The sequence below is a fragment of the Nonomuraea maheshkhaliensis genome, assembly GCF_039529435.1.
Lineage (GTDB): Bacteria > Actinomycetota > Actinomycetes > Streptosporangiales > Streptosporangiaceae > Nonomuraea > Nonomuraea maheshkhaliensis.
This window is the reverse complement of sequence record NZ_BAAAMU010000002.1, coordinates 240,652-256,760: the sequence shown is the minus strand read 5'-3', so window position 1 is coordinate 256,760 and position 16,109 is coordinate 240,652. Positions and strand designations below refer to the sequence as shown.

Here is a 16,109-nt window from a genome sequence, read left to right as displayed (position 1 = left end):
CCCGGCTCCAGCCCGGCCGCCCGCACCAGGCTCAACGCCGCCGGACCCACCTGGATCAGCGCCGCAGCCCGCCAGAGGGGCACCTCGTCCGGCACCGCCACGACCGTCTCCGCGTCCGCCGCGACCCGCTCGGCGTACCCGCCGCCGGGCACCAGCGCGGCGACCCGCCGCCCGATCCACCCGGCGTCCACCCCGTCGCCTGCCGACAGGACCCGCCCGGCCACCCCCGTGCCCGGCACGTACGGCGGCTCGCCGGGGAACCACTCCCGCCCCCACCCGGAGCGCAACTGCGCGTCGATGGACATGACGTCGGCCACCGACACGCCGATCACCAGCTGCCCCGCCCCGGCGACGGGATCCGGCGCCCGCTCGGCCACCAGCACCTCGGGTCCACCGAACTTCTTCACCTCGACCACGTTCATGCGGCCGAGTCTGCAACCTCAAGTCTGCTTGAGGTCAACCGGCGGGGCGCGGACAGGCATCCCGCCCACGCCCCGCCGTGCGCCCAGACGGTCAGCCGAACAGCCGCTGCGCCTGCTGGAACACCACGATCACGGTCAGCGTGCCGAAGAACGCGACCGACCAGACCAGCGCCCCCAGCCGGTACGACCGCACCTTGATGGCCTCGGGCAGCGCCCGCCGGTTGAGGATGATCAGCAGGATGGAGTACACGAACATCATCACGGCCGCGAAGCACGCCGAGAACACCAGCAGGATGAGCGGCTGGTCCAGGCCCGCCAGCAGGATCCCGGTGCCGATCAGCGCCATCGCCCAGACCACGAGGAAGTAGACCCGGTTCACCGAGACGGGCTTGTCACGCAGGTAGACCGTCTTGATCGTGTCGGAGGCCAGCCGCGAGGTGTAGTCGACGATGCCCATCGCGGAGGCGAACAGGGCCAGCGCCCCGATCACCCAGAACAGCACCCCGAACCAGGGCCCGACGACGTCCTGCAGCACCTGGCCCTCCACTTCGAGGAAGGCGATGCTGTTCTCCAGCCCCTCGCGGCCGAAGACGGTGGAGTAGGCCAGCATCGACATGAGCGCGATCGTCACGAACGACACCATGGCGAACGTCCACGCCTGCTCCACGTTCGCGAAGCGCCACCACCGCTTCCAGCGCTCCAGGTTCTCCGTCGTCGGGGCGAACTGGAAGCCGGTCGAGGCCGCCGCCTCCTCGTGGCCGGTGACCGGGCTGACCAGCCGCGGCACGTAAAGGCCCATGCCGAAGCCCTTGTCGCGGATCCAGTTGCTCTGGCACAGGTTCTGGCCGCCGCCCGCTCCTGCGTACGCGATGGCGCCCATCAGCACCGCGAAGTCCAGCGGCGGCACCGGGAACTGGGCGCCGACGCTCAGGCCCCGGCCCAGCTGCAGCCAGCTCTCGGCGTTGATCGCGACGACGATCGCGACCACGGCGAGGATAGCGACCAGGGCGATCTTCACGAAGATCACCTTTTCCAGCGCGGTGTAGATCACCGGCGCCAGCGTCAGGCCGAGCGCGATCACGATCAGCATGCCGATCGCGATCCACCGCACCGAGCCCTCTCCCGACCCGGTCAGGTACGTCACCATGGTCGCCGACGTGGTCACCCACCCCGGCCAGAGATTCGAGGCCAGGGCCATCAGGACGAACACCAGACCCCAGTGTTTCCACATCCGGCTGAAACCGGTCAGCGCGGTTTCGCCGGTGGCCAGGGTGTAACGCTCGATCTCCATGTTGAGAAACCACTGGGTGATGATGCCGATCGCGGCTCCCCAGATGAAGACGAGGCCGACTTGTGAGGCGATGTAGGGCCAGAGGATGAACTCTCCCGAGGCCAGGCCCACACCGGCGCCGACCAGGCCGGGGCCGATGATCCGCCAGGCCGATCGGGGTGGTTCTGGAAGGTCGCGGACGGCGACGGCGGGCAACACTCGCGCAGGAACGGTGGGGGTGAACTCCGCCATGCGGATCTCCTTGTTCGGGCTTACCTGCACGTCACATTACAGAGACCCAAATGGTGAGTGGAATAGCTAGTTAATCTTCCCCGCATATTCCCCCTGATCCGGAAACCCACCCCCGTTCGTGCCCGCCATGGCCGGTGATCCTGCCTATGACCGGCGCGGACATCATTCTGTGTCCGATCGACCACGATCAGATGCCCTCGTGATCGATGGTGGTGAGATGATTACGCACGGTAGTCATGACGGGTGCGCCGTCCCACCCTGGGACGCCGCTGACCAGGGAGGTTCTCATGACGCTCGTGCTGACCGCCGCCCGCAGGATGGCCGCGCTCGGACTGTGCGTGGCCGCCACGTTCGCCGTGCCGTTCACGGCGCTTCCCGCCCAGGCCGCCGCGGGAGCCGATCTCTTCATCACGGTCACGCCCCGCTCCGGCGGCGCCTACGCGACCCGCCTGACCTGTGACCCGGACGGCGGCGTCCATCCCCATCCGCAGGCCGCCTGCCACGTCCTGCGCGGCGTGGACGGGCACGTCGACGATCTGAACGTCGACCCGGGCCCATGCCCGATGATCTTCGATCCGGTCAAGGTCGAGGTGAAGGGTCACTGGTACGGCCGGCCGACCTCGTTCCATGAGACGTTCACCAACCGCTGCGAGATGGAGCGCAGGCTCGGCCCGCTCGTCTGACCAAGGGGGCCGGCCCGGCCGGCCCCCCGACGCCCGCTAGCGGACCGCCTCGATCAGCGCCCGCAGCAGCGCGGTGCGGCCGGGCATCTCGGCCACGACGGGGTGCTCGTGGTCGGCCTGCGCCCGGCCGCCCACCCCGCCCAGCCCGTCGAGCGTCGGGCAGCCGACGCCGGCGGTGAAGTTGCCGTCGGAGGCGCCGCCCACCGAGGCCGACGTCAGCGGCGCCAGCCCCAGCCCGGCGGCCAGCTCCTGCGCCTTCGCGAACAAGCCGGCCGACATCGAGGGCTCCAGCGGCGGCCGGTTGGGGCCGCCGAGGATCTCCAGCCGGGTGCCCGGCACCAGCTCAAGCAGCGCGTCCATGGCCGCGTCCACACGGGTCTGCTCGGCCACCTCCGCCGCCCGCACGTCCACCCCGACCTGGGCCGCCGCCGGGACCGTGTTGTGCGTGGTGCCGCCCGACAGGGCCGTTGGGGTGACGGTGGTCGCGCCCGCGCCCATGGCCGCGATGGCCAGGATCTGGTGGGCCAGCTCGATCCCGGCGTTCGCCCCCTTCTCCGGTTCGAGGCCGGAGTGCGCGGCCTTGCCGTGCACCTTGACGTGGTAGAGCGAGGTGCCCTTGCGGGCCGTCTTCAGCGCGCCGCCGTCGGCGCTGGCCTCCATGACGAAGGCGGCGGCCAGCCCGCGCGCGGTCTCCTGGATCAGCGGGGCCGAGGTGATCGAGCCGACCTCCTCGTCACCGGTGACCAGCAGCGTGACGCCGTCGAGCGAGCCGAGCCCCGCCAGGGCGTGGAACGTCTGCACCAGCCCCGCCTTCATGTCGAACACCCCCGGCCCCCTGGCCACGCCGTCCACCAAAGACCAGGGGTGGGTGGCGAGGGTGCCGATCGGCCAGACGGTGTCATGGTGGCCGAGCAGCAGCACCCTGGGCGTGCCGAACGACCAGCGCAGATGCGTGACGCCGTCGATCACCAGCACCTCGGGCCCCGTGCCCAGGTGGCGGGTGCCCATCGCGGCCACGACCTTCGCGCTGCGGGCGACGGCCTCCAGGTCGCTGGAGAACGACTCGCACAGGACCAGCTCTTCGAGGTCCTCGATCATGCCCACGGTGTCGTTCATGCCAGCCGCTCTCCGAGGAAGCGGTGCACGTTCCCGCCGATGATCCGCATGACGTCCTTCTCCGGGAGCCCGCGCGCCAGCAGTCCCTCGGTCACCATGGGCAGTCCGGACGGCCCTTCCAGGCCGGGGACGGCCCGCTTCGGGTCCAGTCCCCTGATGTGCACGTCCTCGCAGCACGGCGGCGTCAGGTCGGTCATCACCTCGCGGATGAAGTCGGGGCCGAGCCCCACGTGGTCGATGCCGGCGACGGACGCGATGTGCTCGATGTGGTCGAGCAGCCGGTCGAGCGTCATGTCGCGTTCGTCCTCGGCGAGGAAGGGGGCGAAGAAGTTGACGCAGATCACGCCCCCGGTGGCGGCCACGGCGCGGAGCTGGTCGTCGGTGAGGTTGCGGTGGTGGTCGCGCAGGGCGCGGGCGGAGGAGTGGGTGGCCATGACCGGCTTGGTGGCCAGCTCCAGCACGTGCTCGACGCCGGTCGCGCCCAGGTGGGAGACGTCGAAGACGATGCCGAGCCGCTCCATCTCGGCCAGCGCGGCGACGCCGTCCGTGGTCAGGCCGCTGCCGGTCGCGTCCTCGCCGCTGCCGTCGGCCAGCGGCGTGCGGCCGAAGTGGGCGATCGAGGCCACCCGTACGCCCAGCCGGTGCACGGTCGAGATCAGCTCCACGCTCGCGTCGAGGCCCGGCATGCTCTCCATCGCCAGCAGCAGGGCGATCCTGCCGTCGGCCAGCGCCCCGTCGATGTCGGCGGCGTCGAGGCAGAGCCGTACGTGCTCGGCGTTCCCCTCGGCCAGCACGTGAGCACACTCGATCATGCGCAGCGTCTGCCGCAGCGCGCCCTCTGGCCGGTACTGGTCGTCGATGAAGACGGGCAGCACCTGGAGGTTCACGCCGCCGTCACGCAGCTGGGGCAGCCAGCGCTCGCGGAAGAACGAGGCCCACTGACCTGGCGGTCGGGCCGAGACGGCCATCAGGAGGTCATTGTGGGTGTCTGCCACGATCGCGCGCTCGTGCAGGGAGTTCGTCATGGGACGGACGGTATCGCGGGGATCGTTCCAGCTCCACAAAGCACTCCGGTTTTCCCGCCCTGGGCGTGTACATTTGCCACCAGGGAGAATCGCTGGACCTGGCGAGGGTGTCATGCCCAACACTTTCCAGCGACCGTTACCGCCCTGCGGGCGGTCACACGGGGGGTCGCTTCTCAACGTCGCGGCGACGTGCGTCGGCACATCCGTGCTGGGCCCGGGACGCCGCTCGGCGGTGTGGGTGCAGGGGTGCCCGTTCCGCTGCCGGGGCTGCATGGCGCCCGACTGGATCCCCGACCGGCCCGCCCGCCTCGTCGAACCCGCCGCGCTCGTCGCCGAGCTGCTGAGCGACCCCCGGGTGGACGGCCTGACCCTCAGCGGCGGCGAGCCCATGGAGCAGGCGCGCGGGCTGGCCGAGGTGGTCAGGCTGGCCCGGCTGGTCCGCGATGTCACGGTCATCTGCTTCACCGGCCACCGCCTCGAACGCCTGCGCACCCGCCCGCCCGCCACCGGCGTGCCCGATCTGCTCGCCGGGCTGGACGTCCTCATCGACGGCCGTTACGTGGCCGCCCGGGACGACGGCAGGGGCCTGCGCGGCAGCGCCAACCAGCGGGTGCACCACCTGACCGGCCGCCTGGCCGGCCACGACTTCACCGGTGGCGCGCGCAAGGCCGAGGTCAGGGTGCGCGACGAGGAGGTCCTTCTCGTCGGCGTCCCGCCCCCTGGCCTGCTCGGCGCGCTAGACACCGGACCAGAGCCCGGCGGCGCGGCCGGGCACGTCACGCCGGGCGGAGGCAGGATGCGATGAGCGGGAAGAAGCAGTACCACGTCGACATGTCGGAATGGTTCCGTACGAGGGTGGCCGCGCCGCTGGCCCGCTGGGCGATCGACGACTCCGTCATGGAGGAGGTCAGGCGGCGTGCCATGGAGGGCGCGCAGGACAGCCTGGGGGAGATGCGCGAGCGGCAGGAGCGGGTCGAGCAGGTGGTGGGCGGCTTCAGCACGCAGACCAGGCTGCTGGAGCAGGAGACGAACCGGCGGCTGCGCGAGCACGGCGAGGAGCTGACCAGGCGGATGCTCTCCGCCGACCGCGAACTGCGCCGTGAGCTGAGCGGCAGGCTGGCCGAACGCGAACGCGCGCTCCGGGCCGAGATCGCCGCCGAACGCGGCGAGCGGCACAAGATCGAGGGCCGCCTGGACGACCTCGAAGGCGGCCGGCGCACGGCGGCCCAGGCCGCCGCCGCCACGCTGGCCGAGGCGGGCGCCCTGCGCGACCTCATCGCCGCGACCTATCCCCACGAACGGTACGAGCCCGGCAGGCTGACCGCCCTGGCGCAGCGCTTCGCCACCGTGGAGCGCAACCTGGCCCAGGGCACGCCCGAGGCCGCGCTGGGCCTGGCGCAGACCGTCTACCACGAGCTGAGCGACCTGCGCGTCACCCTGGAGCTGCGCCACCGCGAGTGGACCGGGGCCCGCTCCGACGCCGCCCAGGAGCTCGACACCGTACGCGCCATGATCGAACGGGACATGGACGTGTCCGTCGCCGGCATGGAGGGCGCCGAGCAGGGCGTGCGGTTCGACCTCGGCCACTGGTCGATGGGCGAGCTGGAGCAGTTGCGCGCGGAGGTGGCCGCCGCCTACGACCGCGTCCGCGACGAGGCCCGCCCGCTCGGCGTCGAGGAACTGCGCGAGATCGTCGAGAGCACCGCCCCCCGCTACCGCGAACGCTGGTCGGAGATCGCCGAGCGCGCCGAGCGGCGGCTGCTCGCCTCCCAGATCCGGGTGAACCTGGCCGACTTCGTGGTCACCAGGCTCGACCAGTTCGCCGGGTTCCTGCTTCTGGAGGACGAGACCGGGTACGCCGGCCAGGACCAGCGCGAGGCGTTCTACGCCAAGCTGCGCCACCCGGGCGGCGACGAGATCGTCATCGAGGTCGTCACCGCCGAGTCGGACGACAGCCAGAACACGTTGCGCGTCATCTCGTACGACGAGGAGAGCGGCTCGCTGGACCAGCGGCTGGCCCGCAGCCGCGAGATCACCGCCCACCTGCGCGCCAACGGCGTCCACGTGAGCGACCCCGAGACCGAGCCGGGCGCGCCCGATCCCGTCCTGCGCGAGATGCGGATGTTGCGCGAGCCCGCCGGGAAGGAGCGCGCGAGCCGGGCTGGCACGTTCCAGGACGAGGCCGGGCGGTGACGCGGCCGGCCCGGCTGGCCGCGCTGGACAGCGCGGGAGAGCCCCTCGTCGTCCTGTACGGCGAGGCCGTGGACGACGTGTTCGTCGGCGCCGACCACCGGGCCGTCAGGATCGACGAGGCGCTGTGCGACGCGCTGCTCGCCGAGGGCTTCGAGCGGATCGTCTTCAGCGGCGTCAAGTGGAACGTCTACTTCCTCGACGAGCGCTCCAGGGCGTCGTCCCGCCCCCGGCCGGCCGCCCGGGCCCGGCCCCGCCGGATGCGGTCCGGCCTCACCGGGCCCATGGGGAGCGGGATCATCGCCGACCTCGGCCCGGCTCCCGCGCCGGTCCCCGTCCAGGGACTGGGGGACGAGGCCGCGGTGCGGCTCATGGACTCGTTCATGCGCGAGGGCGGGCCGCGTACGGCGCTCGTGTTCCTGGAGGCGGACGAGTGGCTCAGGCACTCCAACGCCGTCCGCAACGCCGCCGCCGCCCTGTCCGGCTGGCTCGGCGGCGCCGGCGGTCACCTCGTCGTCATGCTGTTCAAGCACCAGACCCTGCTCGCCGTGCAGGACGCCGTGGCCGCGACGCACGGCTTCCCCCGGCTGGAGAGCCACCTGACGCGGCTGCGCGAGCCGGGGCGGCACGGCGCCTTCGCCGTCGGTCCGCCGGACGCGGCCGAGCTCGAACGGCTCGTCCACCTGCTACGGCTGCGCTCCGGCCTGGTGCCGGCCGACCCGCGCGAGCTGTCCAGGCTGGCCCGTGACCTGGCCTCGGCCCGCCTGCCGCTGCGCGTCTGGGAGAGCAGGCTCACCCGCCTGGCCGCCGAGGGGACGCCGCTCGGCCGTAGCCTGCTGCGCGAGCGCGGCTGGGTGGAGCGGCCCGGCCACGGCGACGACAGTCCGTGGGAACGGCTGGAGCGCATGCCCGGCCTGGCCCCGGTCAAGCAGCACCTACGCCGCCTGAACGCCCGGCTGGCCGCCGAGCGCGCGCTGCGCGAACGGGGCCGGGGCGGGCCCGGGCGCGGCTCGCCCCACCTGGTGTTCGCCGGCAACCCGGGCACCGGCAAGACCACCGTGGCCGAGCTGGTCGGGGAGATGTACCGCGACCTCGGCCTGCTGCCCAGCGGCCACGTCGTGCGGGCGGAGCTGGCCACGATCGTCTCCCGGTTCGTCGGCAACACCGCGCACGAGGTCACCGCCAGGGTCGAGGAGGCGCGGGGCGGGGTGCTGTTCATCGACGAGGCGTACCGGCTGGTCCAGCAGGGGCCCGGCTACGGCCAGGAGGCCATCGACACGCTCGTCTCCCTGCTGGAGAGCGGCCGCGAGGACTTCGTCGCCGTCCTGGCCGGCTATCCCGAGCCCATGGAACGCCTGCTGGACGCCAACCCCGGCCTGCGCAGCCGCTTTCCCCGCACGAACGTGATCGAGTTCCCCGACTACGAGCCGGGAGAGCTGCTCGCGATCCTGCTCGGCATGCTCGCCGACCGCGGCCTGACCTGGACCCCCGAGACCGAGCCCGCGCTGCGCGCCGTGGTGATCAGGACGCGGGACGAGGCCGGAGCCGAGTTCGGCAACGCCAGAGCCATGCGCAACCTGGCCGGCGAGCTGTACGACCGGTGGGCCGAGGACGGCGACCCCGACCGGCCGCTGGAGCCGTCCCACCTGACCGGGCTGCTGCCGGACGCGGCCTCCGCCGGCCCGCCCGACCCCGCCGAGCTGCTGGGCGAGCTCGACGCGATGGTGGGGCTGTCCGGCGTCAAGGACCTGGTCAGGGACCTGTACCAGGTGCTGGCCCTGCGTGGGCGCAGGCGGACGGGGCAGGACCTGGTCGCGCCGCACCTGCTGTTCGTCGGCCCGCCGGGCACCGGCAAGACCACCGTGGCCAGGGTCGTGGGGCGCGTCTTCGCCGCGCTCGGCCTGCTCCGCACCGGCGCGGTGCGTGAGGTGTCCAGGGCGGACCTGGTCGGGGAGTACCTCGGCCACACCGCGGTCAAGGTCCGCGAGGCCGTACGGTCGGCGCTGGGCGGGGTGCTGTTCGTGGACGAGGCGTACGGCCTGTCGGAGGGCGGGGGCCACGACCCGTACGGGCAGGAGGCGATCACCGCCCTGGTCAAGGAGATGGAGGACCACCGGGGCGAGCTGGTGGTGATCGCGGCCGGCTACCCGCGCGAGATGGACGACTTCCTCGCCGCCAACCCCGGGCTGCGCTCCCGGTTCGCCGAGCGGATCGAATTCCCCGGCTACACGACCGGCGAGCTGACCGAGATCCTGCGGATCGCCGCCGCCGCCCAGGGCTACACGCTCACCGCCGCCGCCGTCGAGAAGGCCGCGGACTGGCTGGCCGCCGAACGCGAGGCCGGCGGTGCGGCCTTCGGCAACGCCAGGACGGTGCGCAAGCTGCTGGAACGGCTGGAGACCGGGCTGGCCAGACGCACCGCGAACGGGGCGCACGACCTGTCCACGATCACCCACGAGGACGTGCCCCATGCCCGCTGACGCATCCCCGCGCTGCCCCGTGTGCCTCACCACCGCCGCCGGCGAGCCTTCCCACTGCCGGACGTGCGGCTGGACCTTGTACGGCCCACCCGTGCTGGGTCGTCTGACGGCCGACGACGAACGCGACTTCACCGACCGCCTGACCACCGGCCAACGCACACACGACCTGCTGGCGGTCGTCCGAGCCGCCCACTTGGGCCCGAGATCGGAGACGCTGGTGCGGGCCGGGCCCGTCCGGCCGGAGGAGCGGCGCAGGGCCGAGCAGGATGTGGCACGGGAGCTGGCGGCGCTGGACCTCACCGACGCCGACCCACACCAGGCAGCTGAGCAGGCCGGGGCAGCCGGCGAGGTCGTCGTCGTGGAGATCGCCGAGGAACGGATCACCGCCGCCCGCTTCGACCTGACCAGCGAAGCCAGGCCGGTGGAGTCGGCCGATCTGCGCGTGGTGGAGTGGCGGTCGCTGATGCCCGAATTATCCGGCGACCCGGTGGAACGTGCCTTCACGCTCGCGGGCGGGATCGGGGCCCTGTCGGTCACCTACGAGGCGGAGGTGTTCGAACCGCCCCTGAACGGGCTCGCAGCAGGAGAGGACCGGCTGACCGTGATCAACCGGCTGCCCGGCTGGCCCCTGCCGGAACTCGTCGCCGAGACCATCCGACGCGGCCACCCTCAGGCCCGCCTCCTCCTCACCCGCCCACCCGCCACCCGCAAGCCGCAGACTGAGCTCTCAGGGGATCTGCGGCCAACGCTCGCACCCGGGAGCGGGGTGCGGACCGCGCCTGAGGTGGTGCGGGTACGGGGTGGGATCACGGCAGGTGCGGCCGGCGTGCTGCGGGACGGGCGGGCCGTCGTCGCGGCAGGTGGCGCCGACGGGTCGGTGACCGCGTGGGGCCTGCCCGGCGCCGTCCGGCTGTCCCTCGACTCCCGCCACGCCGCCCGCGTGACCGCCGTGCACATGAACGACGACCTCGTGGTCAGCGGCGACGGCAGGGGAGTGGTCCTGTGCCGGCGCGCGGACGACGGCAGCGAGCCCCGGCCGCTGGTGGCCCACCTCGACCGGGTCATCGCCGTGCACGCCGGCGACACCGCCGTGTTCAGCCTGGACGGCACCGGCGCGCTCTGGCGCACGCCCATCGGCCACGGCGGGGACGCCTTCCACGTGGACGTCACGATCGCCGCCGCCAGCGCCCTGGCCGTGACGGGGGACGGCACGATCGTCGCCACGGGCGGCACCGACGGGACGATCCGCCTCTGGGACGGCCACACCGGCGACCGCGTCCGCGCGATCAAGGCCGCCGGCCGGATCACCGCCCTCGCCTTCGCCCCGGACGGCAGGACGCTGGCGATCGGCCACCTCGACGGCACCGTCGCCCGCTGCGACCTGACCGCCGCCCACGTCACAGCACTTCCTACGGTGGGCCGGCCGATTCGCACGGTGGCGGTGCGCGACGACGGCGTGATCGTCACCGGCGACGACACCGGGTTGATCCGCTGCCACCCGTGGGCGGGCGCGGGACCGGCGGTGGGCACGGCATCCGCGGTAGGCGCTGGATCCGTGGGCTCGGGATCCGTGGTGGGCACGCATGCGCCCGCCGCCGTCAAGGCGGTCGCCTCGCATGCGGACTGGCTGCTCAGCGCGGGCGCCGACGGGCTGGTCCGGCTCTGGGCCCGCGACTTCACCCGATCATCAGGCAGGAGTGGACAGGCGTGAACGAGGAGCAGTTCCTGACGCTGCTGGAGGAGGCCGACCCGCTCGGCACCCTGCCGGAGGCCGAGGAGGTCACGGTGGAGGAGGCGAAGAGGGCGCTGCGGCAGGCCTTCGACGACTTCGAGCGCTACGTCCACGAGGGCACCCCGCCGGGCACGCAGGACGCCGAACGGCAGGCGGCCACGATCGCCCTGCTCAGGACCGCACTGCTGGCCTCACTCGCCGCCCTGCGCACGCCGCAGCCCCGCAGCCGGCGCCCGCAGGATCGGCGTCCGCAGGAACGGGGCCCCGGCCTGCCGCTGCCCAGGATCCGGCTGCCGATCTTCTCGGAGCCGCCCCCGGCCCAGGAACGCGCCCAGGAGCCGCCGCGCGTACACGTCTCCACGCTGAGCGAGGCCGCCAAGAGCGCGTTCGCGGCGGCCCGCAGGCTCCTGGCCTCCGCCCAGCCGCCACCGCCGCAGAAGGTGATCCAGCCGTGGGCCGCCGACGCCGAGCTGATCGGCCACCTGCACCTGCTGCTCGGCGCGGAGCACACCCGGGACGGCGAGCTGGCGCTGGCCTACGTCGGAGACCTGCGCACCGCGCTGCGCCAGCGGCACGGCATCGACGTGGTGACGTACGACGGGCACAACGGCGAGCTGTTCGAGATCCACGACTGCGTACGTCCAGAAGACTCGGGCCGGACGAGACGACCGGCGCTCACCACGCGAGGAGAGCTGCTGCGCCGCGGCGAGGCGTTCGCGACGCTCCCGGAGCCCGATCAGGAGGTGCGGCCGGAGTCCGGCCAGGAGGGGGAGAGAAATGAGCAAGACGTCTGACGCCGTCGTCGTCGGCTTCGACCTCGGCCACGGGGAGACCGCCGTGGCGTGGGCGCACACGGGCAAGAACAGCGTGCCCAACGTGATCGACTTGAAGGGCCGCGGCGGCCGCCAGCACGTCACCGCCGTCGCCACCCTGCCGCCCGAAACTCTGCCACCCGACGCCCAGTCACCTGATGTCCAGCCAACGGTGCTGGTCGGTGAGGACGCCGTGTGGGCCAGGGACGTCGACCGGCTCTACCTGGCGTTCAAGTCGCCGCACGTCGACCGGGAGGAGGTCCGCCGCCCGGTGCAGCTGTTCGTCGGCAAGATCAGACAGGACATCGACGACATGCGCACCATACCCGCCGCCAAACGGGTCGAATGGGTCTTCGGCGCGCCCTCGGGCTGGGACCGCGCCATCATGGACGCCTACGCCCAGGTGCTCGCCGACGCCGTGCGCGGGCCGGTGACCGTGGTGCCGGAATCGCGCGCCGCCCTCCTGTACGCCAGGGACGCCGGCGAGGTGCGCGTGGACGTGGACCGGCTGCTCGGCTCGGTCCTCGTCACCGACCTCGGCTCCTCCACCACCGACTTCACCGCAGTGATCGGCCGCAGCGCGCGGCCGTTCGACTACGGCACCAGGCTGGGCGCGCACCTGATCGACAAGACCATCCTGGCCAGGGTCGTGGAACGGCATCCGGAACGGGCCCGGCTCGAAGAGGCGCTCGACGACACCACCGAACGCCTCAAGCTGGAGCTGCGCTGCCGGCAGGCCAAGGAGCAGTTCTTCCGCACCGACCCCGAGCGTTTCGTCCGCGACGCGAGGGAGATGATCGTGGTCACCCACCCGGTGTTCGACGCGGGCGGCAGGGTGCTCGTGGTGATCGAGCTGTCGGGCGCGGACATGGCGGAGGTCCTCGACACGCCGCAGCCGGCGCTGGAGCAGCGGTCGTGGCGGCAGGCGTACCGGGACGACCTGATCCAGGCCGCCGACGAGATGCCGGCGGACCCCGACGTGGTGCTGCTGACCGGAGGGGCCTCGCGGATGCGGTTCGTGCAGGAGATCACCAGCGAGGTCTTCGGCGACGACCGCGTGCTGCTGGGCGCGGAGCCGGAGGTGGCCATCGCGCGGGGGCTCGCCCTGGCCGGGCGCACCAGCGTACGGGCGGAGGGCTTCCGCAAGGACGTCAGGAAGCTGCTCGCGGGCGACCGGATCGAGTCGCTCATCGCCGACCGGCTGCCCGCGCTGACGGACGAGCTCGGCCGGGCGGCGGCCGACGGCATCACCGACCGGCACATCGTCGGCGCGATGCGCCGCTGGCGCAGCGGATCGATCAGGACGCTGAACGACGTCGCCAAGGAGGTCGCCGCCGGGGTGCACGGCGAGCTGACCGACCCCGACAACCCGACGATCACCAAGGTGGTCGTGGCCTGGCAGAACGACCTGCTGCCCGACATCAACGAGCTGACCAGGCCCGTGTGCGAGCGCTGGCACGTCCCGCCCGCGTCGATGGCGCTGAGCCCGATCCGGCTGAGCGGCTCGAAGGACTGGCGGATCAGCGTGGACGTCGGTCCGGCCACCAGCATGCTGACCGGCATCGCGGCGACCGTCGGGGTGGCGGTCGCGGGGGTGCTGGCGATGACGTTGTTCGGCGGCGGGGTGGCCATCATCGCCACCACCGGCCCGCTCGGCGTGATCATCGCGTTCGTGGCCGGCCTCTGGGCGCTGTTCGTCGGCATGGAGGCGGCGAAGGAACGGATCGGCGACGTCAACCTGCCCGCCATGGTCAGGGAGCTGCGCAGCGAGGACAAGCTCGTGGCCAAGCTGCGCGAGAAGGCCGCGGTCAACGAGGCGGCCCTCGCCACCAGCCTGGGCCGCCAGTTCGCCGCCGACGACGACGGCGACATCGCCCGGCAGCTCAACCAGTTGGTCGCCAGGGAACTGGAACGCCTGGCGGAGGAGGCGGAACTCCTGATCTCCTGACCCCGGCCCGTGATCGGCGGGAATCAGGCGCGGGCTCTGGTGGTGTCGTCGCCCCACGGCACCCGGGGCCGGCGCGCGTGGGCCTCGTGGTCGGCGAGCGCGCCCGCCAGGGCCGCGTCCACCTCGCGCAGGCGCTCGTCGATCCCGTCCAGCAACACCCGCGCCCGCTCCGCACCGGAGAGCTCCGTCCCGAGCCCCGTGCCCGGCCCGGCGCCGGATCCAGTACCAAGCCCCGCCCCGAGCCCGGCGAGGGCGTCGGCGATCTCCCTGTCGGCCCGCGCGTACGCCTTGGCCGACTCAAGCCGCTGCTCCCGCAGGTCGGCCAGCTCGGCGAAGCGGGCGGTGGCGGCCTCCGCGTCCGCCTCGGCCCGTGCCATCGCCTCCTCGGCCGCGCGGAGGGAGGACTGCGCCGTCGCGGCCCGTTCCAGGGACTCGCGCACCCGTGGCGTCAGCGCCGCCCGCCGTTCCTCGCTCAGCAGAAGCAGCTCCTCCGAGCCCGCGAACACGCCCTCCTCGGCCGCGGCGACCGGCGGGCCGATCTCGGCCAGCCGCCGCTCGATCAGGGCGCGCTGCGCCGCCAGCTCCCCGAGCGCCCCGGCCAGCCGCTCGGCCCTGCGCAGCCGGGTGACGTGCTCGGACAGCTCGGCGTGCTCGCCCACCGCCGCGCGCACCCGTTCCTCGTGCTCACCCAGCGCCTCGCGCCGGGCCCGCAGCGCGGACAACGACTCCCCGAGCGCCGCCAGGTCCTCCTGCCTGGTACGCAGGTACTCCTCCACGTCGGGCCCGGCGTCCGCCTCGGCGAGCAGCCCCGACATCGCGCCGGACAGGCCCGCGAGCTCGGTGACCGCGTCGTCGAGCCGGATGACGCCGTCCAGCGCCGCCACCGGGCCGCCGCCGGGCTCCGCGCGTTCGAGCTCGGCCACCGCCCACGCCGCGGCCCAGCGCAGCGCGTCGAGAGCGGCCTCCCTGCCGCCCGTCTCCACGGCCGCCGCGATCCGCCGCCTCAGTTCATCCATCGCCGTGCCGCTCCTCCAGTACGTACGCCGGCGCCGGACCGCCCCCGTCACCCCGTACGACGACGACCCCGCCACCGAGCCGATCCGGCCAGTACGTGACAGCCACCCGCCCCTCCGGCACCGGCGGCCCCGTAACGGTGGCTGGCGGCTCCACCTCCAGCGCCCGCCCCTCGGACAGCACCTCGACCACGGCCCTGACGCCCCGCCCGCCAGCCGCCACCGAGATCTCCCACGACCGCAGCAGCCCTCCGGCGACCCGCCGCCCGGCCAGCCGTACGGAAGAGTTCCCGGGCTCGCGCGCCCGCACCGTCCCCGCGGCGATCAGCGCCGCCCCCCGGGCGACGGCGTCGGCACCCACCTCGCGCACCCCACGCGGAAGGCGCCCGGCCGCGGACACCCCTTCCACCACGGCGGCCCGGCTCAGCGGCGGCACCCCGGCACCGCCCGCGACCACCACCTCAGGCTCCAGCCCCGGATGCCGGGACAGCAGCGCGGCCACGGCGTCGCGCAGGGCGGCCGCGACCGGCTCGAAGCCGTCGAGCACCTGCCCCGCCGTCAGCCGGGCCCGCCCCCCGGCCAGCAGCGGCTCGTAGACGGGCGTGGCGCGGTACCGGTCCAGCTCACGCGCCCGAGGCAGCACCAGCCCGGCCCGCTCGGGCCGCTCCAGCACCTCAATGCGCAGCGCGTGCGCGAACTCCTCCGAAGGATGCCCGTCCGCCAGCCGCCGCTCGTAGCACTCCACGCCGGCCCGCTCGGAGTCGGCCACGGCCACCTCACCACCCCCGGCCAGGCACAACGTCACACACACGGCGTCCGTACCGGCGTCGCAGACCGCGAAAACCCCCTCGCACCCGGCGACGGCCGCCTCCCCGTGCCCCAGGAAGACCGGCGGCGGCAGCCCGAAGCCGCCGAGCAGCCCGTCCAGCCGTTCCCGCTCCAGCGCGCCCCGCGCCCCGCCGTGCAGCCAGTGATCCGGTACGGCGCACACGAGCGCCCCCGCCGCGCCCAGCCCGCCCAGCAGCTCCGCCAGGAACCGGCCGTCGATCACCTCGGGCGACGGCACCGGCGCACCCGGCACGCCGTCAACGGCCGCCGCCGTCCACGCCGTGCCCACGGCGAGCCCCACCGCCGGATCGGGGTTACGAACAACCGTCACACAGCGA

At 73.4% G+C, this 16,109-nt stretch carries 13 protein-coding genes; 7 read left to right on the top strand and 6 right to left on the bottom strand.

Annotation, left to right across the window (positions count from 1 at the left end):
* Together ABFX54_RS02945 and ABFX54_RS02940 are read right to left on the bottom strand one after the other, a co-directional pair.
* On the bottom strand, positions 1–422 hold a 422-nt coding region (locus tag ABFX54_RS02945), incomplete at its 3' end, for an alcohol dehydrogenase catalytic domain-containing protein (protein WP_428834485.1).
* A 91-nt stretch (positions 423–513) separates the two neighbouring features.
* Complete coding sequence (locus ABFX54_RS02940) at positions 514–1,944, bottom strand: Nramp family divalent metal transporter (RefSeq protein ID WP_346101295.1); 1,431 nt, start codon at positions 1,942–1,944, stop codon at positions 514–516.
* Positions 1,945–2,231: 287 nt separating this feature from the next.
* On the opposite strand from ABFX54_RS02940, the gene ABFX54_RS02935 reads away from it, so the two are divergent.
* Entirely contained in the window at positions 2,232–2,627 is a 396-nt protein-coding gene (locus ABFX54_RS02935; protein ID WP_346101294.1) for an SSI family serine proteinase inhibitor, read from the top strand.
* A gap of 36 nt (positions 2,628–2,663) precedes the next feature.
* Here ABFX54_RS02935 and ABFX54_RS02930 read toward each other — a convergent pair whose 3' ends face one another.
* Entirely contained in the window at positions 2,664–3,743 is a 1,080-nt protein-coding gene (locus tag ABFX54_RS02930) for a M20 family metallopeptidase (RefSeq protein ID WP_346101293.1), read from the bottom strand.
* Positions 3,740–4,768 carry a dipeptidase gene (locus ABFX54_RS02925; protein WP_346101292.1) on the bottom strand — a complete coding sequence of 343 codons (1,029 nt, stop codon included), beginning with the start codon at positions 4,766–4,768 and terminating at the stop codon, positions 3,740–3,742. Before ABFX54_RS02925 ends, ABFX54_RS02930 begins: the two co-directional genes overlap by 4 nt.
* Between ABFX54_RS02925 and ABFX54_RS02920 the strand changes: the two genes are divergently transcribed.
* The 6 genes from ABFX54_RS02920 (at position 4,767) to ABFX54_RS02895 (ending at position 13,930) form a co-directional block, all read left to right on the top strand.
* Positions 4,767–5,573, top strand: coding sequence for a 4Fe-4S single cluster domain-containing protein (locus tag ABFX54_RS02920; RefSeq protein ID WP_346101291.1), 807 nt, complete (start codon positions 4,767–4,769; stop codon positions 5,571–5,573). The two genes, ABFX54_RS02925 and ABFX54_RS02920, sit on opposite strands and share 2 nt — an antisense overlap.
* A complete protein-coding gene (locus tag ABFX54_RS02915; protein ID WP_346101290.1) occupies positions 5,570–6,961 on the top strand; it encodes a hypothetical protein in 1,392 nt (463 codons plus the stop codon). The genes ABFX54_RS02920 and ABFX54_RS02915 overlap by 4 nt, the downstream gene beginning before the upstream one ends.
* On the top strand, positions 6,958–9,438 hold the full coding sequence (locus tag ABFX54_RS02910) for an AAA family ATPase (protein ID WP_346101289.1): 2,481 nt from the start codon (positions 6,958–6,960) through the stop codon (positions 9,436–9,438). Before ABFX54_RS02915 ends, ABFX54_RS02910 begins: the two co-directional genes overlap by 4 nt.
* Before the next feature lie 91 nt (positions 9,439–9,529).
* Entirely contained in the window at positions 9,530–11,149 is a 1,620-nt protein-coding gene (locus ABFX54_RS02905) for a WD40 repeat domain-containing protein (protein ID WP_346101288.1), read from the top strand.
* Entirely contained in the window at positions 11,146–11,964 is an 819-nt protein-coding gene (locus tag ABFX54_RS02900) for a hypothetical protein (RefSeq protein WP_346101287.1), read from the top strand. The genes ABFX54_RS02905 and ABFX54_RS02900 overlap by 4 nt, the downstream gene beginning before the upstream one ends.
* Entirely contained in the window at positions 11,948–13,930 is a 1,983-nt protein-coding gene (locus tag ABFX54_RS02895; protein ID WP_346101286.1) for an Hsp70 family protein, read from the top strand. Before ABFX54_RS02900 ends, ABFX54_RS02895 begins: the two co-directional genes overlap by 17 nt.
* 23 nt (positions 13,931–13,953) lie before the next feature.
* Here the strand turns inward: ABFX54_RS02895 and ABFX54_RS02890 are convergent, their stop codons facing one another.
* Positions 13,954–14,946 carry a hypothetical protein gene (locus ABFX54_RS02890; protein WP_346101285.1) on the bottom strand — a complete coding sequence of 331 codons (993 nt, stop codon included), beginning with the start codon at positions 14,944–14,946 and terminating at the stop codon, positions 13,954–13,956.
* The gene (locus ABFX54_RS02885) at positions 14,939–16,102 is read right to left on the bottom strand and encodes a hypothetical protein (protein ID WP_346101284.1); all 1,164 of its coding nucleotides are present in this window, start codon (positions 16,100–16,102) and stop codon (positions 14,939–14,941) included. Before ABFX54_RS02885 ends, ABFX54_RS02890 begins: the two co-directional genes overlap by 8 nt.
* Positions 16,103–16,109: the final 7 nt, after the last annotated feature.

Bases quoted from the DNA above. Each gene is read 5' to 3' on its own strand.
- ABFX54_RS02940 (WP_346101295.1), bottom strand. From the start codon at position 1,944: ATGGCGGAGTTCACCCCCACCGTTCCTGCGCGAGTGTTGCCCGCCGTC.
- ABFX54_RS02935 (WP_346101294.1), top strand. From the start codon at position 2,232: ATGACGCTCGTGCTGACCGCCGCCCGCAGGATGGCCGCGCTCGGACTG.
- ABFX54_RS02930 (WP_346101293.1), bottom strand. From the start codon at position 3,743: ATGAACGACACCGTGGGCATGATCGAGGACCTCGAAGAGCTGGTCCTG.
- ABFX54_RS02920 (WP_346101291.1), top strand. From the start codon at position 4,767: ATGGGACGGACGGTATCGCGGGGATCGTTCCAGCTCCACAAAGCACTC.
- ABFX54_RS02925 (WP_346101292.1), bottom strand. From the start codon at position 4,768: ATGACGAACTCCCTGCACGAGCGCGCGATCGTGGCAGACACCCACAAT.
- ABFX54_RS02915 (WP_346101290.1), top strand. From the start codon at position 5,570: ATGAGCGGGAAGAAGCAGTACCACGTCGACATGTCGGAATGGTTCCGT.
- ABFX54_RS02895 (WP_346101286.1), top strand. From the start codon at position 11,948: ATGAGCAAGACGTCTGACGCCGTCGTCGTCGGCTTCGACCTCGGCCAC.
- ABFX54_RS02890 (WP_346101285.1), bottom strand. From the start codon at position 14,946: ATGGATGAACTGAGGCGGCGGATCGCGGCGGCCGTGGAGACGGGCGGC.